At 67.8% G+C, this 25,568-nt stretch carries 24 protein-coding genes and 2 pseudogenes; all 26 read left to right on the top strand.

Annotated features, from left to right (window positions below; translation table 11 throughout):
* Positions 1-6 precede the first annotated feature (6 nt).
* The 26 genes and pseudogenes from rplS to ACWCPM_RS12585 all read left to right on the top strand — a co-directional run bounded on the left by rplS (position 7) and on the right by ACWCPM_RS12585 (position 25,406).
* The gene (gene rplS, locus ACWCPM_RS12460; protein WP_450976093.1) at positions 7-357 is read left to right on the top strand and encodes a 50S ribosomal protein L19; all 351 of its coding nucleotides are present in this window, start codon (positions 7-9) and stop codon (positions 355-357) included.
* Between the two features lie 45 nt (positions 358-402).
* Complete coding sequence (gene lepB / locus ACWCPM_RS12465) at positions 403-1,119, top strand: signal peptidase I (RefSeq protein WP_450976094.1); 717 nt, start codon at positions 403-405, stop codon at positions 1,117-1,119.
* Positions 1,112-2,206, top strand: a complete 1,095-nt coding sequence (lepB, locus tag ACWCPM_RS12470; protein ID WP_450976095.1) for a signal peptidase I — start codon at positions 1,112-1,114, stop codon at positions 2,204-2,206. The genes lepB (ACWCPM_RS12465) and lepB (ACWCPM_RS12470) overlap by 8 nt, the downstream gene beginning before the upstream one ends.
* Positions 2,094-3,065, top strand: coding sequence for a signal peptidase I (gene lepB, locus ACWCPM_RS12475; protein ID WP_450976096.1), 972 nt, complete (start codon positions 2,094-2,096; stop codon positions 3,063-3,065). Before lepB (ACWCPM_RS12470) ends, lepB (ACWCPM_RS12475) begins: the two co-directional genes overlap by 113 nt.
* A 113-nt stretch (positions 3,066-3,178) precedes the next feature.
* Positions 3,179-3,940, top strand: coding sequence for a signal peptidase I (lepB, locus tag ACWCPM_RS12480; protein WP_450976097.1), 762 nt, complete (start codon positions 3,179-3,181; stop codon positions 3,938-3,940).
* Positions 3,930-4,451, top strand: coding sequence for an NUDIX hydrolase (locus ACWCPM_RS12485; protein ID WP_450976098.1), 522 nt, complete (start codon positions 3,930-3,932; stop codon positions 4,449-4,451). The genes lepB (ACWCPM_RS12480) and ACWCPM_RS12485 overlap by 11 nt, the downstream gene beginning before the upstream one ends.
* 56 nt (positions 4,452-4,507) lie before the next feature.
* The gene (locus tag ACWCPM_RS12490) at positions 4,508-4,816 is read left to right on the top strand and encodes a DUF2469 domain-containing protein (RefSeq protein WP_003965949.1); all 309 of its coding nucleotides are present in this window, start codon (positions 4,508-4,510) and stop codon (positions 4,814-4,816) included.
* Between the two features lie 225 nt (positions 4,817-5,041).
* Positions 5,042-5,434, top strand: coding sequence for a YraN family protein (locus ACWCPM_RS12495; RefSeq protein ID WP_450976099.1), 393 nt, complete (start codon positions 5,042-5,044; stop codon positions 5,432-5,434).
* Position 5,435: 1 nt separating this feature from the next.
* Positions 5,436-6,179 (top strand): annotated as a pseudogene (locus tag ACWCPM_RS12500) (magnesium chelatase domain-containing protein); the annotation flags it as partial.
* A 58-nt stretch (positions 6,180-6,237) separates the two neighbouring features.
* A complete protein-coding gene (locus ACWCPM_RS12505; RefSeq protein ID WP_450976100.1) occupies positions 6,238-7,824 on the top strand; it encodes a recombinase family protein in 1,587 nt (528 codons plus the stop codon).
* Positions 7,825-8,261: 437 nt separating this feature from the next.
* On the top strand, positions 8,262-8,948 hold the full coding sequence (locus ACWCPM_RS12510) for a hypothetical protein (RefSeq protein ID WP_450976101.1): 687 nt from the start codon (positions 8,262-8,264) through the stop codon (positions 8,946-8,948).
* Positions 8,949-9,424: 476 nt separating this feature from the next.
* Positions 9,425-10,015 (top strand): hypothetical protein, encoded by a 591-nt coding sequence (locus ACWCPM_RS12515; RefSeq protein WP_450976102.1) that lies wholly within the window; start codon positions 9,425-9,427, stop codon positions 10,013-10,015.
* A 624-nt stretch (positions 10,016-10,639) separates the two neighbouring features.
* Positions 10,640-11,563 (top strand): hypothetical protein, encoded by a 924-nt coding sequence (locus tag ACWCPM_RS12520; protein WP_450976103.1) that lies wholly within the window; start codon positions 10,640-10,642, stop codon positions 11,561-11,563.
* An 8-nt stretch (positions 11,564-11,571) separates the two neighbouring features.
* On the top strand, positions 11,572-11,931 hold the full coding sequence (locus tag ACWCPM_RS12525) for a hypothetical protein (protein ID WP_450976104.1): 360 nt from the start codon (positions 11,572-11,574) through the stop codon (positions 11,929-11,931).
* A complete protein-coding gene (locus ACWCPM_RS12530; protein WP_450976105.1) occupies positions 11,928-12,170 on the top strand; it encodes a hypothetical protein in 243 nt (80 codons plus the stop codon). Before ACWCPM_RS12525 ends, ACWCPM_RS12530 begins: the two co-directional genes overlap by 4 nt.
* Positions 12,171-12,495: 325 nt before the next feature.
* Positions 12,496-12,891 (top strand): phage terminase small subunit, encoded by a 396-nt coding sequence (locus tag ACWCPM_RS12535; RefSeq protein WP_450976106.1) that lies wholly within the window; start codon positions 12,496-12,498, stop codon positions 12,889-12,891.
* A 1,253-nt stretch (positions 12,892-14,144) separates the two neighbouring features.
* Positions 14,145-18,557 (top strand): peptidoglycan DD-metalloendopeptidase family protein, encoded by a 4,413-nt coding sequence (locus ACWCPM_RS12540; RefSeq protein WP_450976107.1) that lies wholly within the window; start codon positions 14,145-14,147, stop codon positions 18,555-18,557.
* Positions 18,558-18,894: 337 nt separating this feature from the next.
* On the top strand, positions 18,895-19,137 hold the full coding sequence (locus ACWCPM_RS12545; RefSeq protein ID WP_450976108.1) for a hypothetical protein: 243 nt from the start codon (positions 18,895-18,897) through the stop codon (positions 19,135-19,137).
* Complete coding sequence (locus tag ACWCPM_RS12550) at positions 19,109-19,633, top strand: DUF6879 family protein (protein WP_450976109.1); 525 nt, start codon at positions 19,109-19,111, stop codon at positions 19,631-19,633. The genes ACWCPM_RS12545 and ACWCPM_RS12550 overlap by 29 nt, the downstream gene beginning before the upstream one ends.
* Positions 19,634-19,646: 13 nt before the next feature.
* The gene (locus ACWCPM_RS12555; RefSeq protein WP_450976110.1) at positions 19,647-20,498 is read left to right on the top strand and encodes a helix-turn-helix domain-containing protein; all 852 of its coding nucleotides are present in this window, start codon (positions 19,647-19,649) and stop codon (positions 20,496-20,498) included.
* Between the two features lie 383 nt (positions 20,499-20,881).
* Positions 20,882-21,025, top strand: a complete 144-nt coding sequence (locus ACWCPM_RS12560) for a hypothetical protein (RefSeq protein WP_450976111.1) — start codon at positions 20,882-20,884, stop codon at positions 21,023-21,025.
* Positions 21,022-21,264, top strand: coding sequence for a DUF7848 domain-containing protein (locus tag ACWCPM_RS12565; protein ID WP_450976112.1), 243 nt, complete (start codon positions 21,022-21,024; stop codon positions 21,262-21,264). Before ACWCPM_RS12560 ends, ACWCPM_RS12565 begins: the two co-directional genes overlap by 4 nt.
* Before the next feature lie 220 nt (positions 21,265-21,484).
* A pseudogene (locus tag ACWCPM_RS12570) lies at positions 21,485-22,381 on the top strand (ATP-binding protein); the annotation flags it as partial.
* Positions 22,382-22,467: 86 nt separating this feature from the next.
* Positions 22,468-23,643, top strand: a complete 1,176-nt coding sequence (gene dprA / locus ACWCPM_RS12575) for a DNA-processing protein DprA (RefSeq protein ID WP_450976113.1) — start codon at positions 22,468-22,470, stop codon at positions 23,641-23,643.
* A 271-nt stretch (positions 23,644-23,914) separates the two neighbouring features.
* A complete protein-coding gene (gene whiG / locus ACWCPM_RS12580) occupies positions 23,915-24,757 on the top strand; it encodes an RNA polymerase sigma factor WhiG (protein ID WP_450976114.1) in 843 nt (280 codons plus the stop codon).
* Between the two features lie 94 nt (positions 24,758-24,851).
* On the top strand, positions 24,852-25,406 hold the full coding sequence (locus tag ACWCPM_RS12585) for a TetR/AcrR family transcriptional regulator (RefSeq protein WP_450976120.1): 555 nt from the start codon (positions 24,852-24,854) through the stop codon (positions 25,404-25,406).
* Positions 25,407-25,568: the final 162 nt, after the last annotated feature.

The raw sequence follows: 25,568 nt of genomic DNA on the forward strand, positions 1-25,568 counted from the left end.
GAAGAAATGGCTCACCTGCTCGACACCGTCGACGCCTCGTCGCTGCGCGGCGACATCCCGGCCTTCCGCCCGGGCGACACCGTCAACGTGCACGTCCGCGTCATCGAGGGCAACCGCTCCCGTGTGCAGCAGTTCAAGGGCGTGGTGATCCGTCGCCAGGGTTCCGGCGTGCGCGAGACCTTCACGGTCCGCAAGGTCTCCTTCTCCGTCGGCGTCGAGCGCACCTTCCCGGTGCACACCCCGATCGTGGAGAAGATCGAGCTCGTCACCCGTGGTGACGTCCGCCGCGCCAAGCTGTACTACCTGCGCGACCTGCGCGGCAAGGCGGCGAAGATCAAGGAGAAGCGCGACAACTGAGCGCCTCCCGGGGTTCCGGTCGGGGCCGGATAGCATCTGGCCCCGATGGACACCGAAGCACAGCAGACGGAGCGCGACCGCTCCTCCCGCCCTTCCCTGCCCGAGGAGATCTCGGACACAGGGGGGCCGGAGGGCCGGTCGCGCTCCGCGTTGGTGGAGCGGGTCGCCGAGTGGGTACCGGGCGGACGGATCACCCTGTCCGTGCTGGTATGCCTGGTCTTCACCCTGCTGCTCAACACCTTCGTGGCGCAGCCGTTCCGGATTCCCAGTGGATCGATGGAACCGGAATTGAGGATCGGCGACCGCGTTCTCGTAAACAAGTTGGCGTACCGTTTCGGTGCTCAGCCGCGACGTGGTGACGTGGTCGTCTTCGACGGAACCGGATACTTCGGGAACGCCGACTACGTGAAACGCGTCGTCGGCGTGGGCGGAGATCACGTGGTCTGCTGCGACAAGGAGGGGAGGCTCCAGGTGAACGGCCGGTCCGTCGACGAGTCGACCTTCCTGTACCCCGGCGACGGCGCCTCCACGGTGGCCTTCGACGTCGTCGTACCCGGCGGCACCCTGTTCGTCCTCGGCGACCACCGCAGCGCCTCCAGCGACTCCCGCGACCACCTCGGCTCGCCCGGCGGCGGCATGATCCCCGTCGACGGCGTCATCGGCCGGGCGGACTGGATCGTCTGGCCCCTCGGCCACGCCACCCACCTGGACCGCAGCGGCGCCTACGCGCGCGTGCCCGCGGCGGACGGTGGACATGGGTAACCGTGGCAGGCCGCGCGGAGCGCCCGTCAGTGCCGCCGAGAACCTGCTGCCCACCGGCACCCGGCGTACGACCGCGGCGGTCGGGAGCGGGCGCACCCGCGCCGAGCGGCGCAAGCTCCAGCGGAAGGTGAAGCGGCGCCGGCGCCGTTCCGCCGTGAAGGAGATACCGCTCCTCGTCGGTGTGGCCGTACTGATAGCCCTCGTACTGAAGACCTTCCTCGTCCAGGCGTTCGTGATCCCGTCCGGCTCCATGGAGCAGACGATCCAGATCGGTGACCGGGTCCTGGTCGACAAGCTCACCCCGTGGTTCGGCACCAGGCCCGAGCGCGGCGACGTCGTGGTCTTCAAGGACCCCGGAGGCTGGCTCCAGGACGAGCAGCCGACGCAGAAGAAGGACGACCCCGTCGTCGTCAAGCAGGTCAAGGCGGGGCTCACCTTCATCGGCCTGCTGCCGTCCGAGAACGAGAAGGACCTGATCAAGCGGGTCGTCGGCGTCGGCGGTGACCGGGTGCAGTGCTGTGACGTGCAGGGGCGCGTCACGGTCAACGGTGTCCCCCTGAACGAGGACTACCTGTACCCGGGCAACGAGCCGTCCGCGACCCCGTTCGACATCACGGTGCCGCAGGGCCGGCTGTGGGTGATGGGCGACCACCGGTCCAACTCCGCGGACTCCCGTTCCCACCAGGACACCGACTACGGCGGCACCGTCTCCGAGGACGAGGTCGTCGGCCGGGCCGTCGTGATCGCCTGGCCGCTGGGCCACTGGACCACGCTGAACGAACCGAATACCTACGCTTCCGTGGCCGACTCGGCATCCGGGTCGACCGCGGCCCCCCGGCCGTCGCATAGGGTTGCCCCCGACGATCCGAACGGAACGATCCACCTCCCGACCCCTGCGGAACTCCCGCTCGTTATGGGAGTGGTGGGCCTGCGTCTGGCGTGGCGCGGGCGGCGGCACAGAGTGAGGAGCAGGCGTGGGGGATGTGGCGGTTGGCGCACGGTCCGGACACGATGGCGAGGAGCACCGCGGACGCCCCGTGGAAGCGGGCCCCCAGGCCGCGGCCCGCGCTGTGAACCCCGGGAATGATGGCCGAAGGGCCGAGGACGGCACGGTGACGGACGAACAGAGCCAGACCGGGGAGCACGGGCCGGAGGGCTCCGACCCCAAGCAGCCGAAGAAGCAGCGCTCCTTCTGGAAGGAGTTGCCGATCCTGATCGGTATCGCGCTGGTGCTGGCGCTGCTGATCAAGACGTTCCTGCTGCAGGCGTTCTCCATCCCCTCGGACTCGATGCAGAACACCCTGCAGGAGGGCGACCGCGTCCTCGTCGACAAGCTCACCCCGTGGTTCGGCTCCGAGCCGGAGCGCGGTGAGGTCGTGGTCTTCCACGACCCCGACAACTGGCTCGCGGGCGAGCCCACGCTGGACCCGAACGCCCTGCAGACGTTCCTCAGCTGGATCGGCCTGATGCCGTCCGCCGAGGAGAAGGACCTGATCAAGCGGGTGATCGGTGTCGGCGGCGACACCGTCGAGTGCAACGGCACGGGCCCGGTGAAGGTCAACGGCAAGGCGCTGGACGAGTCGTACGTCTACCCCGGCAACACCCCCTGCAGCCTGGACGACCAGGGCGGCCAGTTCAACGTCAAGGTCCCCGAGGGCTTCATCTGGGTCATGGGCGACCACCGGCAGAACTCCCGCGACTCGCGTTACAACCAGGGCGACGCCAACAAGGGCATGGTCCCGGTCGACAAGGTCGTCGGACGCGCCATCGTGAAGGCCTGGCCGATCAACCGCTGGGGCACGCTCCCCGTACCGGACACCTTCGACCAGCCCGGTCTGAACGACCGGTCGTCCGCCGCGCCGGCGCTGACCGCCGCCCCGAACGCGCTGGCCCTCGCGGGAGTCGTGCCGGTGGCGCTGTGGCGCCGCCGCCGTACGGCCGACTGATCCCGCCTCCGGACCGGAGCGCTTCCGAGGTGCGTGAAGTCCTCGTGGAGCTGTCGGGCCCGGCGGGACGAAGGGCTGACCGGGTCCGGTACCGCCGGGTAGGGTGCGGATCCATGGGCGAGAGCACGACACGTACGGCACCGCACAGTGGTGGAACGAGCAGGGGCCCGGCGGGCGGCCGGACCGGACAGCGGTTGTCCGGGCTGGCGGTCGCGCTGGGCCTCGCGCTGTTCCTGGGCGGCTTCGGCTGGGCGGCGGTGACCTATCTGCCGTACACCGTGCCCACCACCTCCATGACGCCGACCATCGACGCGGGTGACCGGGTGCTGGCGCAGCGCGTCGACGGCGCCGAGGTGCGCCGCGGTGACGTCGTCGTGTTCAAGGACGCGACCTGGGGCGACGCACCGCTCATCAAGCGGGTGGTGGCCGTCGGCGGTGACCGGGTCTCCTGCTGCCGCGACGGCAGGCTGACCGTGAACGGCAAGGCGATCGAGGAGCCGTACCTGGCCGAGGGGCAGCCGGCGGAGGACGTGAACTTCACGGTGAACGTGCCCGAGGGACGGCTGTTCCTGCTCGGTGACGAGCGGCAGGGCTCCCTGGACTCCACCGCCCACCTCACGGACGCCGCGAGCGGCACGGTGGCGCGCGACGACGTCTCCGGCCGGGTCGACGCCGTCGTCTTCCCCTTCGACGGCATGCTGGCCCGTCCCACCGGTTTCGAGGCCCTCGGCGGCCTCTCGGCGCCGGGTCCGTTCCGGACCATGGGCGCCATGATCGTGGTGGGTGCCGCGCTGGTGCTGGGCGGCGCCGCGTACGGGCCGGTCGCGAAGCTCCTGGGGTCCCGGAGGAGGAAGGTGCCCGCCGGTGCCCGCTGAGGCGACGGAGGGGTACGAGATCGACGGCGGCCGTGCGCGCAAGGTGGCCCGGGTCGTCCTGCTCGACCCCGACGACCGGATCCTGCTGCTGCACGGCCATGAGCCGGAGGACCCGGCGGACGACTGGTGGTTCACACCGGGCGGTGGCCTGGAGGGCACGGAGACCCGTGAGGAGGCCGCACTGCGGGAACTCGCGGAGGAGACCGGGATCACGGAGGTCCAGCTCGGCCCGGTGCTGTGGCGGCGGCTGTGCTCCTTCCCGTTCGCCGGGCGGCGCTGGGACCAGGACGAGTGGTACTACCTGGCCCGCACCACCCAGACGGCGACGGAGGCGGTCGCGCTCACCGAGTTGGAGCGGCGCAGTGTCGTGGGGGCCAGGTGGTGGACCTGTGAGGATCTGACCCGGGCTCATGAGACGGTGTATCCGACCAGACTCGCCGAGCTGCTGCGCAGGCTGCTCGACGAAGGTCCCCCCGCCAATCCGGAGATCCTGGACACGGAAATCGTCTAGGGGCCCACGGGACTGGCGCACAATGGTGGGATCGCACGGCTGAAGGGGAACATGCCATGAGCGCCGAGGACCTCGAGAAGTACGAGACCGAGATGGAGCTCAAGCTCTACCGGGAGTACCGCGATGTCGTCGGTCTGTTCAAATACGTGATCGAGACCGAGCGGCGTTTCTACCTCACCAACGACTACGAGATGCAGGTGCACTCGGTCCAGGGTGAGGTGTTCTTCGAGGTGTCCATGGCGGATGCCTGGGTCTGGGACATGTACCGGCCGGCTCGGTTCGTGAAGCAGGTACGTGTCCTCACATTCAAGGATGTGAATATCGAGGAGCTGAACAAGAGCGACCTCGAACTGCCCGGCGGGTGAGGGATCGCAGGGCGGGCCTGGCTCGCGTGCGTTCACGTGCTTGTGCGCCGTTCGTGTCGGTGTTGCTCGTGGCTGTCCGGCTTGCGGCTGTCCGGCTCGTGATTGTCGGGCTCGCGGCTGTTTGGCTCGTGGTGGTTCGAATCGGTCCGTATCGCTCGTGTGGGTGACGAAGTTGTCCACAACCGCTGAGTGGTCCACCAAGATCCACTTCTTGAGGGCGGATGCGTGACCGTTGGCGCCCAAGGAGGTGCCGACATGAACGCACGAGACGCTCTCGGCAGGTACGGCGAGGAACTGGCGGCCCGACGCCTGGTGGCGGACGGGATGACGGTCCTGGAGCGCAACTGGCGCGCGGGCAGGACCGGTGAGATCGACATCGTGGCGCGGGACGGGGACGTCCTGGTCGTCTGCGAGGTGAAGACACGCCGGGCCGGACCCTTCCAGCATCCGATGGCCGCGGTCCGGCAGGACAAGGCCGAACGGCTGCGCGCCCTCGCCGAACAGTGGATCCACACGCACGGCGGCGCCCCACCCGGCGGCGTCCGCATCGACCTGATCGGCGTCGTCCTGCCCGATCGTGGCGCGGCCGTGGTCGAGCACGCGCGAGGGGTGGCCTGAGATGGGCTTCGCGCGTACGTGTGCCGTCACCCTCGTCGGCGTCGAGGGTGTCGTGGTGGAGGTCCAGGCCGACCTGGAACCGGGCGTCGCCGCGTTCACGCTTGTCGGGCTGCCCGACAAGAGCCTGACGGAGAGCCGTGACCGGGTCCGCGCCGCTGTCGTGAATTCGGGCGCGCAGTGGCCGCAGAAAAAGCTCACGGTCGGGCTGAGCCCGGCGTCCGTGCCGAAGGCCGGCAGCGGGTTCGACCTGGCCGTCGCGTGTGCCGTGCTGGGGGCCGGCGAGCGGATCGATCCGCGGGTGCTCGCCGACATCGTGATGATCGGGGAGCTCGGTCTGGACGGCCGGGTGCGCCCGGTGCGCGGCATCCTGCCGGCCGTGCTGGCCGCGGCGGACGCGGGCTACGAGCAGGTGGTCGTGCCCGAGTGCGCGGCCGCCGAGGCGGCACTCGTGCCGGGCGTGTCCGTGCTGGGCGTCCGCAGTCTGCGCCAGCTCATCGCGGTCCTCTCGGACGAGCCCGTGCCGCAGGAGGAACCCGACCTGCACGGCCGCCCCGATCCGCTGCTGGCCGGCCTGCGGCTCCCCGGCGCGCACGCGGCCACCGGCATGCACGGCGCCGGCGCCGCCCAGCACGACCACGGGCACGACCTGGCCGATGTCGTGGGCCAGATCTCGGCGCGTACGGCGGTGGAGGTCAGCGCCGCCGGCGGACATCATCTGTTCCTGGAGGGCCCGCCCGGAGGGGGTGCATACTGAGCGAGACAGGGGAGGGTCATTGCTACCCGTACAACAACCGGGCCCATTGGTGGCCAAGTACGAGGCAGGGTGGGGCGCGCCACAGGCAGCTTCCGGACGGCTGCGTGCCGTCATCGCCTGCCGTCTCTCGCGCGACGCTGACGACAGCACGAGTATCGCAACTCAGGAGGAGGACGGCCGGACGTTCTGCCGGCTCCGCGGGTGGGACGTCGTCGCTGTCACGTACGACGTCGGAGTATCCGGAGCTATCCGCCCGGAGGAGCGTCCCGGTTTCGGCGTCATCCTCGACAACCTTCCGCTCGTGGACGTGGTCGTCGGCCGCAGCTTGGACAGGTTCTCGCGCAACACGAGCCACTTCGCAGCCCTTGTCGAAACCCTCGACAAGGGCGGGACGACACTCGCCGACGTCAACGGACAGGTCGACCTCACCAGCCCTTACGGACGCTTCGTGACGACGATCATGGTTGCCTTCGCTCAGATGGAGCGAGAGGTGATACAGAGTCGAATCCTGCGTTCTCGGGCGGAGCTGCGCAGGGCGGGGCGATGGCTGGGAGGAGCGGCGCCCTACGGCTACCGCATTGTTCCCGACGGACTAGGCGGAAAGCGGCTGGAGGTCGACGAGAAGACCGCTGCGGAACTCCGCAAGGTCATCAAGCGCGTCATTTCCGGCGTCACTCTGTCGCAGGAAGTTGATCGCCTGAACCGCGAAGGTGTCCTCACGCCCCTCGACTACCGAAAGGCGCTGCGCGGAGAACTCCCTCCCCCGGCACCTGGCTACTCCGAATGGACGTACTCCCCGCTCTATCAGCATCTGCGAAGCGACGTCCTCCGAGGAGTACGTGTCGTAGGAAAGAGGAAGGACCGGAGGATCGTCAGAGACGAGTCAGGAGCGCCCGTCAGGGTCGGTCCGGCACTCGTCGACGACGCGACGTTCTTCGCCCTTCAGAGGACGCTCAACGCGGCCTCTGTGGACCCTAAGCGACCGCGGAGGAAGGCCACGCTCCTCCTACATGTGGCGTGGTGTCCGAACTGCGACGAGACGCTTTACTACAACTCGCGCCAGTACGGGGATAAGCGCCGGGACGTCTACTCCTGTCGCGCGGTGCGGGAGAAGCGATACCGCGACGACGGCACGTGCCCTGGCGTCACGGCCACGGCAAAGCAGTTGGAATCGCACGTCGAGGAGTGGCTCCTGACCAACTTGGGACCGATCCCGTTCAGGGAGCGTGTGCGCATCGGCGGATCGGGGGACCGGGCGGCGATGCTGGAGGAGCTGAACGAAGACATCAGCCACCTAGCAAAGGCGCTCGGGGGTCTCCGCGGAGCGTCCTACGACGCTGTGATGAAGGAACTGGACGCGCGGCAAGAGGCGCTCGACGAACTACAGGCGGAGCCGGTGGAACCCGAACGCTGGGAGTGGGTCCCGACCGGTAAGACTGTCGCAGAGATGTGGGCAGAAGCGGAGGACATCGCGGAGCGACGTCTCTTGCTGCTGTCCCTTGGCCTCCGTGCCGACGTCAAGCCGGCCTACGGAGGTCGCAAGTGGGACCCGGAACGCGTCACCGTCGGACGGCACGAGGATGATCCAAACGCCGCGCGGCTAGCGGAGATCTTGGAAGAAGAGCTAGCGCTCTAGCAACCCGCGAGAGAGCCCCCCGTCAACGTGACGGGGGGCTCCTCTATGTCTGCGGCGGGTGCTCGCTCCACGCGCCCGCAGGGGGTCTCTCGGGGAGCCTGGCGCCTGGCCGGCGCAGGTACCAGCGGACGAACTCCCTGATCACGCGCCCGCGCGGACTTCGCCCTGTTGGGTGCATTGATTGAGCCGCCTGTAGGAACGGGTCCCACTCGTCGTCGGGCATGCGTACGCGGCGCGCCTTGTCGTAGTCGCTTTCCTCGACATCCATGCTCCAACGGTATCCGTCTTGTGGCCACAAACTCAAGACGCAAAGGGGTTGCGCTTGTGGCCACAACGGGTCTAGCTTTGTGGCCACAAAGACGGCACGGAGAACGGCGAACGCCCCGCAGTCCTGGCAGACCATCACGGGGCGTTCGTCCTCAGAAGAGGAGACTCCAATGTACGCCACCACCCCGGTCCTCACCCCCGCAAACCTCACCCCGGCTCAGCTCGACGGCATCGCCTGTCTCGTCTGCGCCGACGAGGAAGGCGCCATGGTGCCTGTGGGCGTCGTCGACGGATGCCAGGTGTTCGCGCACCCGGCCTGCGTGGACGGGATGGACGACGGCACGCCCGGCGTCGCCCTCGTCGTCGGTGCGGCCGACACGCCGGCGGACCGCAAGGCGCTGCGCGCCCTGGCGCACGCTGTCGCCTCCGAGTTGGGACGGCCGGCGGTGTGGGCGACGGACACGGTTCACCGCGTCACGGGCTACTCCGCGCTCTACCTGACGGGCGGCGTCGCGTCGATGCTCGACGCTCCGGCCCTCGTCCTCGTCGGCGAGGCTCTGGCGGCCGGCGTGGACGTCCACGAGCCGCTCAGGGTCGACGAGGTGGCGGAGTGCCCCTGCGGGCTTTTGCTGCGCCACACGCGGCCGTACGTCGACGAGCGCGGAGAGGTCTTCTGCGCGGAGTGCCTGGAGGAGTCCGCCTGCACGTGGTGCGGCGAGTACAACGACACCGAAGACCTGATGATCGTCGAGAGCGGGAACGCGTGGATCCCGCTGCACGCCGGCTGCCTCGACGGGATCCGTCGGGACGTGCTCCCCGTCCTCCACCCGTCGGCCGACGTCCTCCCCGTCTCCTGAGCATCACCGACAGTAACGAAGGGCCGTCTTCGGAGAGTCTCCGGGACGGCCCTCGTCGTTTGTCCGGCCCTCCTCGTCCACGTCGAGGAGAGCCCTAGCTATCCACAGCCTGCTGTGGATAACTCCAGAGAGTGACCACCTTGACTCGTTCGACTACTCAGTGTGTCTACTTAGGTCATTTCTAGAGTCAAAGTGTCAAACTAAAGGGGTTCTCCAAGTCGCTCTATAACGTGTTAGGGCTGGCTCAGGATTGGGGTTCAGTTTGGCACTTTGGCTTCAGTCTGGCCGGAGGACGATCCCGCCTGACGTCGACGGGGAGTGACGAGTCGACGAAGGCGCCACTCCGACGTCACATCCTCCGCGCTCCGCCCCATAACTCCTGTGTGTGCGCACCAAACATCTGACGGTCTGCGCCCCATAACCACGGTGTACCCGCGCGCGTTGCGCGGGATCACCGACAACAAGGGGAACTGAGCATGGAGGAGTTCAGCGGGCCGGCACGACGTCCCACGCGGCGCGGCTACGAGGAGGTGGAAGCGGAGCACTTCGTCAGGGAGCTGGAGGAGGGGGGAGCGTACGTCTCCCCGGGCGTGGCGACGCCGTGGAGAGGGCTGGAGGGGCACGACCCCTTCGACGACGAGGACCCGGAGGAGCGTAGCGAGCGGTACTGGCGCGAGTGGCACGAGGCATCGGAGAACGACGAAGAGCGCCCGCCACGACGTCCCGTAGGGCGCGCGAGGGACATAGAGCCCCCGTTCGAGGCCCCTGTGATCACGCGCGTGGACCCGGAGATAGCCCGACGCTACGCGGAGCGTCAGGCGCAGCAGAGGGCCACGGTGGGGGAACCCGCGACCTACGAGACGGCAGGTGGTGTGGTCACCGTCGACGGCCTGACGAAGGTGTGGCGCGGCCCGTGCGCCCGCTGCTCGCAGCCATGGGAGCAGCGACGGCCCGTCTCCCAGCGTCAGAGGTGGCGGACTCTGTGCTCAGAGGTCTGTAAGAAGGCGTGGGACCGCGAGCGCGCCCGTGACCGCAAGCGACGTCAGCGGGGCAACGAAGCGGCGTGATGTCACGCCTTCGTATAACTAGTGGAGGGGGCGCCGCTCAGTCGCCCCCTCCTCGTCGCTCCTCATTCCGCGCCGCTCCCCCTCTCGTGGCGGCGCTAGGTCCGGCGACGTCGAGCCGGCTGTGTTGAGGTACCGCTCTCTCCTCCGTGACCTCCACGCCTGACGCTCCGTCGCCGGACCTTCAATCTTGTTTCGCGCTGCCTGCGGGCGGCGCTTTCTTTTTGTCCAGATCAGGGAGAAGGACACCCCCGATACCAACGCGGAGAACCCCATGAACCTTGACGTGCCCAGCGCTTCCGCGCGGCCGTGCCCCGAGTGCGGGCGATACCTGCCACGGACGCGAGCCAACTTCCACGTCGATCCCAGTTGCGCTGACTTCCTCCGGCGCGTGTGCCGGGACTGCGTGAACTCGCAACGCCGCACGCGCTACCGACGGAACCCAGAGCCGGTCAGGGAGCGCGAGCGTCAGCGCCGTGCCGCGCGGACGGAGCTGATGCGCAACTCCCCACAGTGGGCGCCTACAGAGCGCCACACGGCGACTGACCAACTCGGGTCGGTCGCCTTTTCCATGTCATACGAGAGGACACCATGAGCAATCCCGAACTGACGGCAGCACTCGCCACCGTGCCGGACATCGCACGCACGGAGCGGCTGTTCGACGAGGCGAAGACGCGTCTTCGTGAGCACCCCCACGGCGTAGCCCCTGACGTCGCCCGCAACGAAGTGATCGACGCTGCCGTGAGCGCGTTCCACGCTGACGGCTCCTGGCCGTCGGATCTGGGCAAGCGCGCCGCGAGGGCGCACACATCGGCGCTGGAGTGGGAGGCGGAGCGCCTGGCGCGCATGAGGGCGAAGGACTCGACGGAGCTTCTGGCCTACGACACACGGCAGGCACTCGCGTCCGACGCACTGGAGCACCTCGGGACGAGGCTCGACGAGGTGCTGAGCGACGCCAGGACGGCCGCGGAGACGCTCGGAGACGTGCGGAGCGCGGACGCTGCCATCAAGGCAGGAGGAGCCGTCGTGGCGGCGTGGAGCACGCTTCAGAGGCTCGTTGACGAGCTGAGCAACATCCGTGCGGCGCAATGGGAGTTGCTGGATCCCGGTCCGCGTCCCTGGTCCATCGCCGGCGCCGACGACACGGACGAGCGTCGGAAACTTCGGGCATGGAGGCGACAGGGCTACGGCGAAGTCCGGGGAACCCTCGACGACGTCCCCAACTTCGTTCAGGACGCCACCCGTACGGGCCGGTACTCGGAAACGGTGCTCCTGTGGCTTGCGGGCGTCGAGACGGCCTACGTCCCGACGTCGTTCGGAGATCTCCAGGACGACGCAGGCGCGAAGGATCTCGTCGACGTCTTCGCAGGCGCTGACGGCCCTGTCGTCGACTACTCGCCGCACGTCGCTCCGGTCCGCGAGCCACGCCCGGCGCAGACCTACGAGCACTCATCCACTCCCCATCTGGACTACTCGCAGCCCAATCCGGAGAAGCCGACGGCCAAAGCCGCGCACTCGGACCGCGAGCCGTCGACCACCGACTACTTCTAGGAGCAACCATGAGCGAACCGACCACGGAGCAGCAGCTCACCGAAGTCCGAACCGAACTCGCCCGCCTGCGCGCCGGACTCGCCGCCGGCCTGACGCCGGAGCAGAGCGCCCGACTGGCAGGAGCCACGGAGGAGGAGCTGACGGCCGACGCACAGGCATTCGCTGCGGATCTCGGCGTCGCCGGCTCAACGACTCCCGCGCCACGCTCCGGTGGCCCCCGCGGAGGCGACGTCGGCACCGGCGCCGGAACCGTGAGCGGCGGCGCTGAGCGATACCGCCAGAAGCACCCGCAGCGCGAGCCCCGACCGGATGAGCAGCGCCGAACCAATCCCTTCCAGGAGCGGACCTACACCATGGAGAACCGATGATCTCGACATTCCTCTTCGACGAGTACGCGTCGGCCGTCCGCGACCACGCGATGACGCTGACTGGCCAGGCCGTGAGCGTCAACCTCGTCGGTGGGCAGACGCTGGCCGGGACTCTGACGTACACGTCGATCACGGGTCCGCAGGGCTCGACGGTGTGGCCGTCTGTCCTCACGGTCACCGTGGCGACGAAGGCTCACAAGGTCCGCTTGGACCACGTGTCGTCGCTAGGACAGGGCTAGCCAGCCTGGCGTGACGCCCACCACCGTCGGAGGAACACCCAGCTACGACGAACACGGAGCCATACAGCGTTAGCGATGTGCTGCCCCATTCCGGCCAGGACACCAGCAACAAGTGCGCTAAGAAGGAAAGAACCCACCGAAGATCCTTCGCGGATAGCGGTGGGGAACGTTGGACCCCACCGCGGACTAATGCGGTTGCGGCTCGCTGTTGTGCGAGCGTCCACGTGGGGTCCGGCGTGGTCCGGCCGTAGGTGGGGACGTACTCACCCACCCGTATGCGGCAAGTGTACCAACAGCATTGACCCAACACCCCATTGGAGGCGCAATGCCGCACCGCGGGAAGCCAGGGCCGAAGCCCAATCCGGGCGCGCCCCGCTCGCGCCACAAGCCCGACGAGAGGCCCGTAACGTACCTTCCGCCCGACGGATGCCAGGATGATCCACCCCCGCTCCCGCCGGGGCGGGAGTGGTCTGAGGCGGAAGAGCAACACTGGCGGGAGCTGTGGCAGTCGCCACAGGCTGACGTATGGGAAGACTCCGCCTTCCCCGCGGTTGCCGCTCTCGTCGTCGCCACGTCGACAGTGCTCAGCGGAGGACGACCAAGCGCTCAACTCATAGGTGAGCAAAGGGCGTTGATGAACGATCTTGGTCTGACGCCTGCCTCGATGGAGCGTCTGCGCTGGGTTGTCGGTGAGGCGCCCGGCGCTGTACGGGCGGACTGATGAGCCGACGTCAGCAGCGCGCACAGCGCATGCGCGACGAGGCACGCGGTGTGGACACGAGGACCGGTGAGATAGCGCAGTACTCGTGTCCGTCCCGCCTCCTGGCGCCGGCCGTCGTGGAGGAGTGGCTCACGCCTGCGGAGGTGGAGACGCTCAGCGATGGTGACGCTGTGATGCGTGCTTGGTCCCGTTGGCGAGACGCCCGCGACGAATACGCACTCTCTCTCGACGACAGCACACGCCACCTGCGCGCCCGCGTCGCACAGCTCTGCGGTCCGACGAGCCGGCCCGTGTGGCGCGACGGGCTGGGCGAACGATGGCACACGCGTCAGCCGTAGCAACGCTCTGACCTGCATAGACACCACCCGGGTAATCCCCTCCTGCACCCTTCCGCGCCGTTAAGGTGCTGGGCCTCGCCCCGTAACTGCGACGCAGATAGGTCGCGGGATCAAACGAGGGCGGCCCTCTGAGAGGCCGTGAGGCGCCCGCAGGGGGCTTTCTAGGAGTGTCTGGGTGGCGCGCTAGGGCCGTTTCTTTGCATAAGTTCAGTGTCACGCTTTCTGTAAACGTGCAGGTCAAACCACACATAGACGTAACGGAGCCCTGGGGGAGCAAATCCCTCGGGGCTCTTCGCATTCCCAGGAGGAACCGTGTTCACGACCGAGATCACCGCCAAGTGCAGTCGGCCGGGATGCCGGTTTACCCGATCGGCCCGACGTCGGGATGACGGGCGGTGGAAGAAATCAAAGTTCTGCTCTGCCGAATGTTCGGTGTACATGCGTCGTGCTCACACGGCGCTCCGAAACGAGAACGGGGAGGAGGCGGTCGAACTTCTTCGACTGTGCAAGGTGCTCGACGCTCGGCGAACTCAGTACGTGCGCGTCGACGAGATATTCAGAAGGCCCCACGCGTCGCCTGACGTGGACGAGTAGCGCCCCGAAAACCATTCAGCCCCGGCGGACGCGTCGGGGCTTTGCCATGTCTGGACATCAAATGACCCATGATCCAACGCGGTGCCTCCGTCCTGGATGCCGTTTCGCGCCTTTGCCGGCGATGACGGAATCCGGAGGGCTGGAGGTGTTCGCGTATTGCAGTCCCGCATGTAAGGACTGGACCGAATCGGCATTGACCGTTGCCCGGAGAGAGCACTCCCCAACGGTCGAACGTCAGGCGGAACGCCTCGACGTTTTGGCGCGTTTGCTGGACCTGCGTGAGCACCCGTCGGAATACGACGCTGCAAACGGTGGTGTTTGATGGCTGCCGACCTTGACATCGTCGGATCGGCAGCCGTTGACGTCGTTCCGATCGCGCCGAACTTCCATAACAAGATGAAGGCCATCGCCCTTCCCGCAGCTCAGCGGGTGGGTGAGGAGGCCGGCCGACGGTTCGGCGACGCTATGTCTCGGCATATCGTCTTGACGATCCCCAACGCCATCAACAACGGCGGAAACGCCGCGAGAACGGCGTCAACGCGCGCTGGCAACGACAACGCCGGTGCGTTTGGGCGAGCGTTCAAGTCTCGCTTGGAGGTTGCGTTCCGTTCGCTGCCTCGTCCCGACGTTCGTCTCAGCACAACGGGTTTTGACGCGGATCTTGCGCGAATCAGAAGCCGCATGGAGTCGCTCAGCAACAAGCGCATCGGTGTCGACATCGACGCCGCTACCGCTTTTGCGGAGCTGGAGGCCATCGACGCCAAGCTTGCGGAATTGGGAGCCAGAAGCCCCAATATCCAGGTTCGCTCTGACATCGCAACCGCCCGCGCCGAACTCGCGGAGATGCAGCGTCAGGTAAATGACCTGGACCGCGACGACGTCCGCATCCGTGTCACGGCAAATACGGCTCAGGCGCAAGGCGCCCTGATGCAACTCGGCATCGCGCTGGGAGCCGTAGCCGCTATCCCGCTGCTCCCCATTGCGGCTGCCGGTATTGGTGCCATTGCGTCCGCGGCCGTCGCTGCCGGTGCTGGCGTCGGTGCACTGGCGCTAGCTGCCGTCCCGGCAATCAAGGACGTCACGAGCGCCATACAGGCGAAGAGCGCAGCCGAAAAAGAGGCTGCAAACTCCACGAACAATGCTGCGGCTGCCAGCGTCAAGGCGGCACAGTCCGCCCTCCAGATGGCCTCCGCTCAGCAGTCCCTCGCGGCTGCCCACCGGAACGCTGGGCGCTCCATAGCGCAGGCCAACCGCCAGGTGGAGGACGCCGAACGCGCCCTAGGCCAGGCAGCCGCGCGAGCCATGGAGCAGCGGGAGCAAGCAGCACAAGCCATCGAGCGCGCAGAGCGCTCCCTCCTTGACGCCAAACGTCAGGCGCGCCAGGCGGAGGAAGACCTCACCCGGGCGCGCGAGGACGCCGCCCGTCAGCTCTCCGATCTGAACGACCAGTTGGAGCGCGGGAGGCTCGACGAGCGAGAGGCCACTCTCCGGCTGACGGAGGCGGAGGCCGAACTCGCCGCCGTCCGCGAATCCTACGAGGCTGGCACAGCTACTGAACTGGAGATGCAGCGGGCGCAGCTTGCGTACGACCAAGCAGCGCAGGCAGCAAAGGACCAGCAGAAGGACTACGCACAACTCCAGAAGGACGCGGAGGCCGCGAAGAAGGCCGGCGTCGACGGCAACGAGGACGTCAAGACAGCCGCGGACCGTCTCGCCGACGCACAGCAGAACGTCAAGGACCAGACGGAGGCCGTCGCGCAGGCCCATCAGGACGCCGCTCAGGCGCAGGTGGATGCCGCACAGACTGTCGCCGATGCTCAGCGACGTCTTGCCGACGCCGTCACGAACGCGGCTGACGTTCAAGTCCAGGCAGCAGAGTCCATTAAGTCCGCAGAGCGGGGAGTCGAGTCGGCGCGCCTGTCGTCCATCGACACCACGGCGCAGGCGGTCACGAAGGCGGACGAGTATCGGGAAGCACTTGCGAAACTGACGCCGGCACAGCGGGAGTTGTACGACTCCATCGCCGGCCCGAAGGGTCTGATCGACGCCTTCAAGGCGTGGTCGAAGGAGCTACAGCCCGACGTCCTCCCGATCTTCACTAGGATGATCGACGGAGCGAAGAACGCGCTCCCCGGCCTGTCGCCGCTCGTCCGTACATCCGCTGACGCCGTCGGCGAACTCATGGACCGCGCGAGCGCGGACATGAAGCGCCCGTTCTGGCAGCGCTTCAAAAAGGGCATAACCGAAAGCGCGAAGCCGGCGATCGTCGGTCTGGGTATATCCTTCGGCAATGTCTTCAAGGGCATGTCGGGGGTAATCGACGCCTTCTTCCCGCACATGGAATCCATCTCTGAGCGAATGCAGTCCATCACGAAGCGCTTCGCGAACTGGGGGACGGGGCTTCGAGGAAGCCCCGAATTCGAGCGCTTCCTCGACTACGCGAGTCGTATGGGTCCGACGGTTGCCGAATCATTCGGCGACATCGGCCGCGCCTTCTTCGAGATTGCACACTCACTCGCGCCCATCTCCGGTCCGCTGCTCAAGTTCCTAGGAATGATGGCGGACGGCGTTGCGACTATTGCCGAAAACGCGCCGTGGCTCGTTCAGGGAATCTGGCTACTGATCATCGCCACGAAGCTCTGGACCATTTCAGTTTGGGCGCTGAATACCGCCATGTACGCGAACCCCATCGGGCTGATTGTCGTGGGGATCATCGCACTGATTGCGATCGTCGTACTGGCCTACAAAAAGTGGGATTGGTTCCGCGAGGCGGTTCACGCGACGTGGGAAGGCATCAAGATTGCCACCCTGTGGACGTGGGAAAAGATCCTGAAGCCCACGTTCGAGGGCATCTGGTGGTTCATGAAGAAGGTCGGCGAAATAGCCGTCTGGCTTTGGAAGAACGCCATCTCGCCCGCCTTCAACTTCATCGCACTGGCAGGCAAGATCCTCTTTGCCGTGCTGGTCACGTTGGTGTTCACGCCGATCTGGATAGCGATCCAGATTCTCGGCGCGATCGTGATGTGGCTGTGGGAGGTGGCATTCAAACCCGCCTTCGAGTTCATTGGCAACCTAGCCAAGGCGACGTGGGAAGACTACCTGAAGCCGTTCTTCAAGTTCGTGTGGGACGGTATCAAGTGGGTGGGCGACCAATTCGTCTGGCTATACGACCACGCAGTCAAGCCTTCTATGGACTGGATCTCCAGTAAGGCAACCTGGCTCTGGGACAAGGCACTGAAGCCTGCCCTGGAAAACATCTGGGACGGCCTGAAGTGGGTCGGAGATCAGTTCGTGTGGCTGTATGACCACACGGTTAAGCCTGCATGGGACTGGGTCCAGGAAAAGACCGACTGGCTTTACGACAAGGCGCTGAAGCCCGCATTCAAGAACATCAAGACGGCCGTCGGACTCCTGGGTGATGCGTTCGAGGATGCGAAGAAGAGCATTAAGACGGCCTGGGACGCAATCGCCGCCGTTGCCGCAAAGCCCGTGAACTGGATCGTGGACTTTGTCTACACCCGCGGGATCAAGGCTGTGTGGGACAAGATCGCCGAATTCGTCGGACTCGATCCGCTCCCGAAGGCACCCAAGCTCCTCGAAGCTCCCGAGAAGTTCGCCGACGGTGGCCGTACCCGCGGAGGGATCCCGGGCAAGGACAGCATTCCTGCGCTGCTCATGGCCGACGAATTCGTCATTAAGCGCGACAGTGCGCGGAAGATCGGGTTCGGTCGGCTCGCGTACATGAACGAGCACGGTGAGATCCCCGCCTTCGCCGACGGCGGCATCGTCGGCGCTCTGGGATCCGCGTGGGACTGGACGAAGGACAACGTCTCCGACGTCGTCGGCAAGGGCATCGACTGGGCTTCGACGGCCGCGGACCTCATTGCCAACCCGTCGAAGATCTGGGCGCGGCTCCTGAAGCCGGTCCTCGATAAGGTCCGCGAGCGACTCGACGTCGGGGGACTGGGATCGCTGCTCGCAAAGATCCCCGGGAAGATGGCCGGTGGTCTGAAGGATAAGATCATTGACGCTGTCTCGTCCATGGGCGCCGGTGGCGGAGGCAGCTACGCCGGCGGGAACGGCGGCTCTGGCGTCGCCCGGTGGCGGCCGACGGTCCTCCAGGCGCTCAGCATGACGGGCAACCCTGCGTCGTACGCGGACCTGACGCTCCGGCGGATGAATCAGGAGTCTGGCGGTAACCCCACGATCGTCAACAAGTGGGATAGCAACTGGGCTGCGGGCTATCCGTCGGTCGGCCTGATGCAGGTCATCGGCCCGACGTTCCGTTCGTACGCAGGCAAGATGCGCAACGTCGGCCCGTTCTCCTATGGCGTCTCGACGAACCCTCTCGCCAACATCTACGCGTCCATGCGCTACGCGAAGGCTGCGTACGGCAACCTGCCAGCCGCGTACAACCGCCCCGGCGGCTACGCCTTGGGCGGTCGCGTGGCGGAGCGCCTCGCACCGACGTGGTTCGACGACGGGGGCTACCTCCCGCCCGGTCTGAGCGTCGTAGCGAACGGCACCGGGAGGCCGGAGCCGGTGATGACCACTCAGCAGTGGGCCACGATTCGTGAGGCTGCGCAGGGCCGACGAGGAATCGACGCTGACTCCGTCAACGTCTACGTCTCGACGACGCTCGACGGCAAGGAACTCACGGGACACGTGGACAAGCGCATCGAGGTCCGTGAGACCGAGATTGCCAGGGACCTCAATCAAGGTCGCTGGATCTAACGCACAGCCACGCACACATCAGGGTCGGTCCCGCCACGGGGCCGACCCTTTTTTGTTCCCGCGGGCCGTCAGGGTCCGCGGGCTCTCGACTTCGGAGGAGTAAGTCATGTTCGGACAGCCAGCGAAGAAGCAGAACGTCACGTGCCCGCAGTGCGGCGCTGCCATTGAGCAGAAGCCAGGACCGGGACGCGTCAAGCAGTTCTGCTCCGAGGCGCACGGGCGGAGTTGGCGCCTTCGCATGCGCCACGCCGGATGGCTCTAGGCGCTCTTGACGTCCGCACCCCTGAGCGTGATGGTCGTAGAACATTGCGCAATCTGCGTGACGACGGAGGACACCATGGCTCTACGATCATTCGGCAAGGACCCGGAGACCAACGGCGACCACTGCCCCACGGTGTGGCTCGACGAGGAGAAGGGGGAGTTCGTTTTCCAAGGGTGGAAGGCGGACGAGGTACTCCAGGCACAATGCCTGACGACGGGTCCGATCCCCGACAGTGAGGCAGTCGTCAGGCTGCCTGTCCGGATGGTCCAGCAGATCAGGGAGGCGTGCGATGTCGCAGAAGGTTCCGCCGTTCGCTGAGCTGCTCGCAGGCTGTCAGCGTTCCGCGGTTCATCTGGAGACACGCGACGTCTACGGGGTGGCGGAGGAGGACGCCGACTTCGCCGCCTGGCGTGACGGTTGGGAGTACGACCACGACGACCGCTCGTCGTGGTGGAACGGCTTCCACGAGGCTGTGGCCGATGCTGTGGGCCGTGGCGTCGCCGTGCGTCGCGCTCGCGTCGTATCAGAGCCCGTGAGCGACTACATCCGCTACGAGCACTCCTGTACGCCGCAGAACCTTGCGGCCGGCGAAGACGTCCGCTGGCTACCCCGGCGCCTGGCGTCGGATCTCCAGCTCCCTGGAAACGACCTCTGGATCTTCGACGGTCGTCTGATCCGCTTCAGTCTGTTCGCAGGCGACGGGCGGTTCGTCGAAGACGTCATGGAGGACTCGCCCGACGTCGTGAAGCGCCACGCGGAAGCGTTCGAGGCAGTCTGGGGACGCGCCATCCCACACGACGACTACGAGATCTGAGCGACGCCCGACGATGCAGTCTCCCTACCCATCGACGGCACTCGACGCCGCACGTCGCGCCATCGCGGAGCAGCTCCGCGAGATACGGCGGGACGCCGGCCTGTCGGGTAGGGAGATTGCAGCACGCGCAGGGTGGCAGCCGTCGAAGGTCTCCCGTCTCCAGAGCGCGACTACACCCCCGTCAGACGACGACATCCGCGCGTGGTGCATGGCATGTGGTGCGGAGGACCGGATCCCGGATCTCCTGGCAGCCAACCGGACCGCGGACTCCATGTATCTGGAGTGGCGCCGTGTTCAGCGCACTGGATTGCGACGGCTGCAAGAGTCGCGCATCCCGCTGTATGAGCGAACGCGACAGTTCCGCGTCTACAGCTCCACCGTGGTCCCGGGGTTCCTCCAGACGTACGAGTACGCCGCAGCCCTCCTGGCGAACATTGCACGCGTCCACGGGACGCCGGACGACGTTGCCGACGCAGCATCGGCCCGAGTCGAGCGCTCGCACATCATCCGCAAGGGGAACCACCGGTTCGGGATCCTCGTGGAGGAGTCAGTCCTCCGCCACGTCGTCGGAGACGCTGCGACGATGGCAGGACAGTTGGGCTACCTGTTGAGCGTCATGGCCCTGCCCTCCGTGTCCGTCGGCATCGTCCCAGCCGGCCGACCGCGGGAGATGTGGACGCTGGAGACATTCACCGTCTTTGACGAGGGACGGGTTCACGTCGAACTCCTGACGGCCGCGATCACCGTGACGGCCCCCGGTGAAGTCGCGCAGTATGCGCACGCATTCGAGGAGATGGCTTCCCTGGCGGTCTACGGATCGCAGGCACGGTCACTCATCTCAGTCGCGATTGACTCGCTCGACTGAGGTTGCATAGAACTCCGTAGAATTTCGTGGAACCTAGTCCCGCATCGCACCTAACTTCGTGCTTAGCCATCTCGCGCACAGTGGGTGATCACATGCAGGGATTAGGAGGCGTCATGGCGCGCCCGAAAACACAGAGGTTGCCGGCCGTCGGAACGGTCGTCCTCGACACCGCCCGGCAGGTCTTCGCGGAATTCCGCGGAGTGGTGGACGGGAACTTCTATCTCCGCCCCATCGGAGGGGGGCGTGAGTGGGAGGTATCCCCGGAATTCGTCAAGCCGGCCACGGCCGCTGAGCGACGCCGGGCGGGGGTGTGACGGATGGCCCTGACCCGGAAACACGAGGTCCAGCTTTCTGACCCACTGGCGGACCAGGAGCCGAAGCCCGTGCCTGGCTGTAAGACCTGCTTTGCACTGTTCAAGCAGTGGCAGGACTTCAGCCACCCGCACAGCCCCAACTACAACCCGTCGAAGGCAACGGACAGGGCCGTCGAGATGCGCCGGCACGAGCACGGGGAGGCTGCGAAGTGACACCCGTATCCCGCGTCGCCCCGTACCCGCTTCTGGCGCCCGACGAGGGCATCGCAGCTCTTCCGGAGAAGCTGTTCGTCGAGTGCGCTCAGTGCCTGGAGACCGAGACCGTGACGTCGGAGGACGAAGCGCGGAAGTGGGCGACAAAGCACCTGACTGACCGCCGCTCTCTCGTCGGCCGTCCCCACGACCGCTTCCGCCTCACCTCCACGCGTCGCTGGAGTCTGAAGCCCACATAGACCCGCGTGCGGCGCCCGTGCGTCGCGCGTGGAGGGCGCGGCGGGAGTGGGAGTGCCGGTGAGGTCGGCCCACCCCACTCCCGCTAGCGTCCTGGTCCGTCCGACGGCTCCCCTGCGAAGGGGTGGACGGACTGAAGCCCCGTCACCTTGGTACCCCCAGTACCGGGTGACGGGGCTTCTTATATCTGGCGATCCTTCTCTGTGTATGCTTCACCGTGTACCCCCCGGCGCCGGGAAGACGATGCTGGCGGAGCGGCTGCCGGGGATTCTGCCCCGGCTCACCCGGCAGGAGTCCCTGGAGGTCACGGCGGTGCACTCGGTCGCCGGGCTCCTGCCGCCCGACAAGCCGCTGATCGACGTCGCGCCCTACTGCGCCCCGCACCACTCGGCCACCATGCAGGCGCTCGTCGGCGGCGGCGCGGGCGTCGCCCGCCCCGGCGCCGTGTCGCTCTCCCACCGGGGGGTGCTGTTCCTCGACGAGACGCCCGAGTTCAGCAGTCAGGCCCTCGACGCCTTGCGGCAGCCCCTGGAGGCGGGGCAGGTCGTGATCGCCCGTAGCGCGGGGGTGGTGCGGTTCCCCGCCAGGTTCCTGATGGTGCTCGCCGCCAACCCGTGTCCGTGCGGGCGCTTCTCCTTGCGCGACGACCTGTGCGAATGCCCGCCCTCCGCGGTCCGCCGGTACCAGGCCCGGCTCTCGGGTCCGCTGCTGGACCGCGTCGACCTGCGTGTCGAGGTCGACCGTGTCACGCGGGCCGAACTCACCGATCGCGGGACCCGCGGCGAGTCCTCCGTGGCCGTCGCGGATCGGGTGCGCGCCGCCAGGGAGCGGGCGGCCGCCCGTTTCGCGGGCACACCCTGGCGGACCAACAGCGAGGTCCCCGGCAAGGATCTGCGCGGTCGCTGGTACGCCGAGATCGGAGCGATGGACGAGGCCGAGCGCCAGTTGGAACGCGGAGCGCTCACCGCGCGCGGGCTCGACCGGGTCCTGAGGGTCGCCTGGACCGTCGCGGACCTCGTGGGGCACGACCGGCCCGGCGTGACGGACGTGGCCCTCGCGCTGCAACTGCGGACCGGCGTGCCGCGCGGCGTGCCGATGGCCATCGGGGCGCTGACGTGACCGGAGGCGAGGGGAACGGGGTCGCGGGGGACGGTGCGGAGGGAAGCGGTGGTGAAGTGACCGCTGCGGAGGGGAGTGGTGGTGACATGAGCGCTGCGGAGGCAGCCGACGCCGGCGCCCCGGGCGACGAACTGCTCGGGCGGATCTTCCTGACCCGGGTGCTGGAGCCCGGTGACGAGGTGGCCGGGCGGTGGGTGCGTGAGCTGGGGGTCGGCGAGGTGGTGCGGCGGTTGCGCGGGGCGGGGCCGCCCTTGGCGGGGGTCGGCGAGAAACGGTGGTCCGGGCTGCTGGCGCGGGCCCGGCGGGCCGAACCGGAGCGGGACCTGGAGGTGGCCGGGGCGGCGGGCGTGCGGTTCGTGCGCCCGGGGACGGCGGAGTGGCCCGGGCAGCTCGACGACCTCGGGGACGCCAGGCCCCTGGGGCTCTGGGTGCGGGGACCGGCCGGCCTGCGGATATGGGCGCTGCGGTCCGTGGCTGTGGTGGGCGCTCGGGCCTGTACCGAGTACGGCGCCCACATGGCCGTCACCGTCGCCGCGGGCCTCGCCGAGCGGGGCTGGGTGGTCGTCTCGGGCGGCGCCTACGGAGTCGACGGGGCCGCCCACCGGGGCGCCCTCGGCGCCGGCGGTGCCACCGTCGCCGTGCTGGCCTGCGGTGTCGACCGGCCCTATCCGCGCGGGCACACGCAGCTGATCGGCAGAATCGCCGAGCAGGGGCTGGTGGTGGGCGAACTGCCGCCGGGCGACCATCCGACGCCCAGCCGGTTCATCGTGCGCAACCGCGTGATCGCCGCGCTGACCCGGGGGACCGTGGTCGTCGAGGCCGCGCTCCGCAGCGGGTCGCTCGTCACCGCGCGGGCGGCGCAGCGCCTGGGACGGCACACCATGGGCGTACCCGGGCCGGCCACCAGCGCGCAGTCGGCCGGGGTGCACGAACTGCTGCGGGGGGAGGCGACGCTTGTCACCGACGCGGCAGAGGTCGTCGAGCTGGTCGGTGACATGGGCGAGCTGGCGCCCGCCCGGCGCGGGCCGGTGCTGCCGCGTGACCTGCTGCCGCCCGGTGCCCGGCAGGTCCTGGCCGCGCTGCCCGGACACCGGACGGCCTCAGTCGCGGAGATCGCCAGGGAGGTGCCGACGACCGAGGACGACGCGATCGTGAGGCTGTACGAACTCAGAGCACTCGGTCACGTCGAACGACACGGCGATGGCTGGAAGTTGACACGCCAGGCGATGACGTCCCTTCGCGGTGGGCGACAGGGATGTTGACCGAGCGTGTTCGGCCGTCCGGGGGAATCCCGATGCCCTTGGGAAATCAGGCAGTTGGGCTGTTCGTGGTGATCACGCAGAGCGAGCGTCATGCCCCGGTGGAGCGCCCCGTGGAACGTTTCTGCGCACGCTACTCACCCCCTCCTTCGCACACCGCGACGCTTCAGTCACGCTACGCTCACGAGGACCCAGACGCAGTCCGGCAACTCCACACCGGAGCGACAGCTCACCCACGTACCACTTTTCACGGCAGAACGGCACAAGGCGACGAATGCCCCAGCACACCTCCGGGTCCGACCGGGCGGCGATCCCCCCAGCCGCCCGCGACGGTGGCAGCGATCGGCCGCCCGCTCCCTCGACGCTCGACGAGCTCTGGCGGTCGTACAAGGAGACGGGGGACGAGCGGCTGCGGGAGCAGCTGATTCTGCACTACTCGCCGCTGGTGAAATACGTGGCCGGCCGGGTGAGCGTGGGGCTGCCGCCCAATGTCGAGCAGGCGGACTTCGTCTCGTCCGGGGTGTTCGGGCTGATCGACGCGATCGAGAAGTTCGACGTGGACCGCGAGATCAAGTTCGAGACGTACGCGATCACGCGGATCCGCGGCGCGATGATCGACGAACTGCGGGCGCTGGACTGGATTCCGCGGTCGGTGCGGCAGAAGGCGCGCAACGTCGAGCGGGCGTACGCGACGCTGGAGGCCCGGCTGAGACGGACGCCGAACGAGGGGGAGGTGGCGGCCGAGCTGGGCATCGCGGTGGACGAACTGCATGCGGTTTTCAGCCAGTTGTCGCTCGCCAACGTCGTGGCGCTGGAGGAGTTGCTGCATGTCGGGGGCGAGGGCGGCGACAGGCTGAGCCTGATGGACACGCTGGAGGACACCGCCGCCGACAATCCGGTGGAGGTGGCCGAGGACAGGGAGCTGCGGCGGTTTCTGGCGCGGGCGATCAACACGCTGCCCGAGCGGGAGAAGACCGTGGTCACGCTGTACTACTACGAGGGGCTCACGCTCGCCGAGATCGGCAACGTGCTCGGGGTGACCGAGAGCCGGGTGAGTCAGATCCACACCAAGTCCGTTCTCCAGCTGCGTGCGAAACTGGCGGCCTTCGGCCGCTGACCTGGCCTGATGTCGACGGGGTGGTGTGCTGCACTCCCGCCGGGGGTGGCGCGTCCGTAGAGTGGTCGACGTGCCAAGGATTCGAGCGGCCTCCGTGGCCGAGCACCGGTCGATGCAGCGAGCCGCCCTGCTGGACGCGGCTCGTTCCCTGCTGTCGGAGGGCGGGACGGAGGCGCTGACGTTCCCGGCTCTCGCCGAGCGCACGGGACTCGCGCGGTCGTCCGTGTACGAGTACTTCCGCTCCCGGGCCGCCGTGGTCGAGGAACTGTGCGAGGTCGACTTCCCCGTCTGGGCCGCAGAGGTCGAGCGGGCGATGGCCGCCGTGGAGGGCGCCGAGGCCAAGGCCGAGGCGTATGTGCGGGCGCAGCTCGCGCTCGTGGGGGACCGGCGGCACCGGGCCGTCGTGGCGATCTCCGCGAGTGAGCTGGACGCCGGGGCCCGGGAGAAGATCCGGGCGGCGCACGGAGGGCTCGTCGCGATGATCGTCGACGCGTTGCGGGACCTGGGGCACGCGGAGCCGCGACTGGCGGCGATGCTGGTGCAGGGGGTCGTGGACTCGGCGGTGCGCCGGATCGAACTGGGTGCGGAGGAGCCGTCGGTGGTGGCCGAGGCCGCGGTGTCGATGGTGCTTCGGGGAGTGCGCGGCTGACGCCGAGGTGCACTTGGGCGGACGTACGGCGGCCCGGCTGCCGCGGTGGGCGACACCGGGCTCCGAGGTCCATCCGTGCTGACACCCATGTCGCCACGGTACGGCCGGATGGCAGCATGGCGCGGCCGTCCGGGAAGCCGCCCGGAAGCCCTCGGCCCCGCC

This window comes from Streptomyces sp. NPDC002309 (assembly GCF_053593375.1).

Excerpts from the sequence above, each read along its gene's own strand:
- rplS (WP_450976093.1), top strand. The coding sequence starts at position 7 with ATGGCTCACCTGCTCGACACCGTCGACGCCTCGTCGCTGCGCGGCGAC.
- lepB (WP_450976094.1), top strand. The coding sequence starts at position 403 with ATGGACACCGAAGCACAGCAGACGGAGCGCGACCGCTCCTCCCGCCCT.
- lepB (WP_450976095.1), top strand. The coding sequence starts at position 1,112 with ATGGGTAACCGTGGCAGGCCGCGCGGAGCGCCCGTCAGTGCCGCCGAG.
- lepB (WP_450976097.1), top strand. The coding sequence starts at position 3,179 with ATGGGCGAGAGCACGACACGTACGGCACCGCACAGTGGTGGAACGAGC.
- ACWCPM_RS12490 (WP_003965949.1), top strand. The coding sequence starts at position 4,508 with ATGAGCGCCGAGGACCTCGAGAAGTACGAGACCGAGATGGAGCTCAAG.
- ACWCPM_RS12510 (WP_450976101.1), top strand. The coding sequence starts at position 8,262 with ATGTACGCCACCACCCCGGTCCTCACCCCCGCAAACCTCACCCCGGCT.
- ACWCPM_RS12515 (WP_450976102.1), top strand. The coding sequence starts at position 9,425 with ATGGAGGAGTTCAGCGGGCCGGCACGACGTCCCACGCGGCGCGGCTAC.
- ACWCPM_RS12525 (WP_450976104.1), top strand. The coding sequence starts at position 11,572 with ATGAGCGAACCGACCACGGAGCAGCAGCTCACCGAAGTCCGAACCGAA.
- ACWCPM_RS12530 (WP_450976105.1), top strand. The coding sequence starts at position 11,928 with ATGATCTCGACATTCCTCTTCGACGAGTACGCGTCGGCCGTCCGCGAC.
- ACWCPM_RS12535 (WP_450976106.1), top strand. The coding sequence starts at position 12,496 with ATGCCGCACCGCGGGAAGCCAGGGCCGAAGCCCAATCCGGGCGCGCCC.
- ACWCPM_RS12540 (WP_450976107.1), top strand. The coding sequence starts at position 14,145 with ATGGCTGCCGACCTTGACATCGTCGGATCGGCAGCCGTTGACGTCGTT.
- ACWCPM_RS12545 (WP_450976108.1), top strand. The coding sequence starts at position 18,895 with ATGGCTCTACGATCATTCGGCAAGGACCCGGAGACCAACGGCGACCAC.
- ACWCPM_RS12550 (WP_450976109.1), top strand. The coding sequence starts at position 19,109 with ATGTCGCAGAAGGTTCCGCCGTTCGCTGAGCTGCTCGCAGGCTGTCAG.
- ACWCPM_RS12555 (WP_450976110.1), top strand. The coding sequence starts at position 19,647 with ATGCAGTCTCCCTACCCATCGACGGCACTCGACGCCGCACGTCGCGCC.
- dprA (WP_450976113.1), top strand. The coding sequence starts at position 22,468 with ATGAGCGCTGCGGAGGCAGCCGACGCCGGCGCCCCGGGCGACGAACTG.
- whiG (WP_450976114.1), top strand. The coding sequence starts at position 23,915 with ATGCCCCAGCACACCTCCGGGTCCGACCGGGCGGCGATCCCCCCAGCC.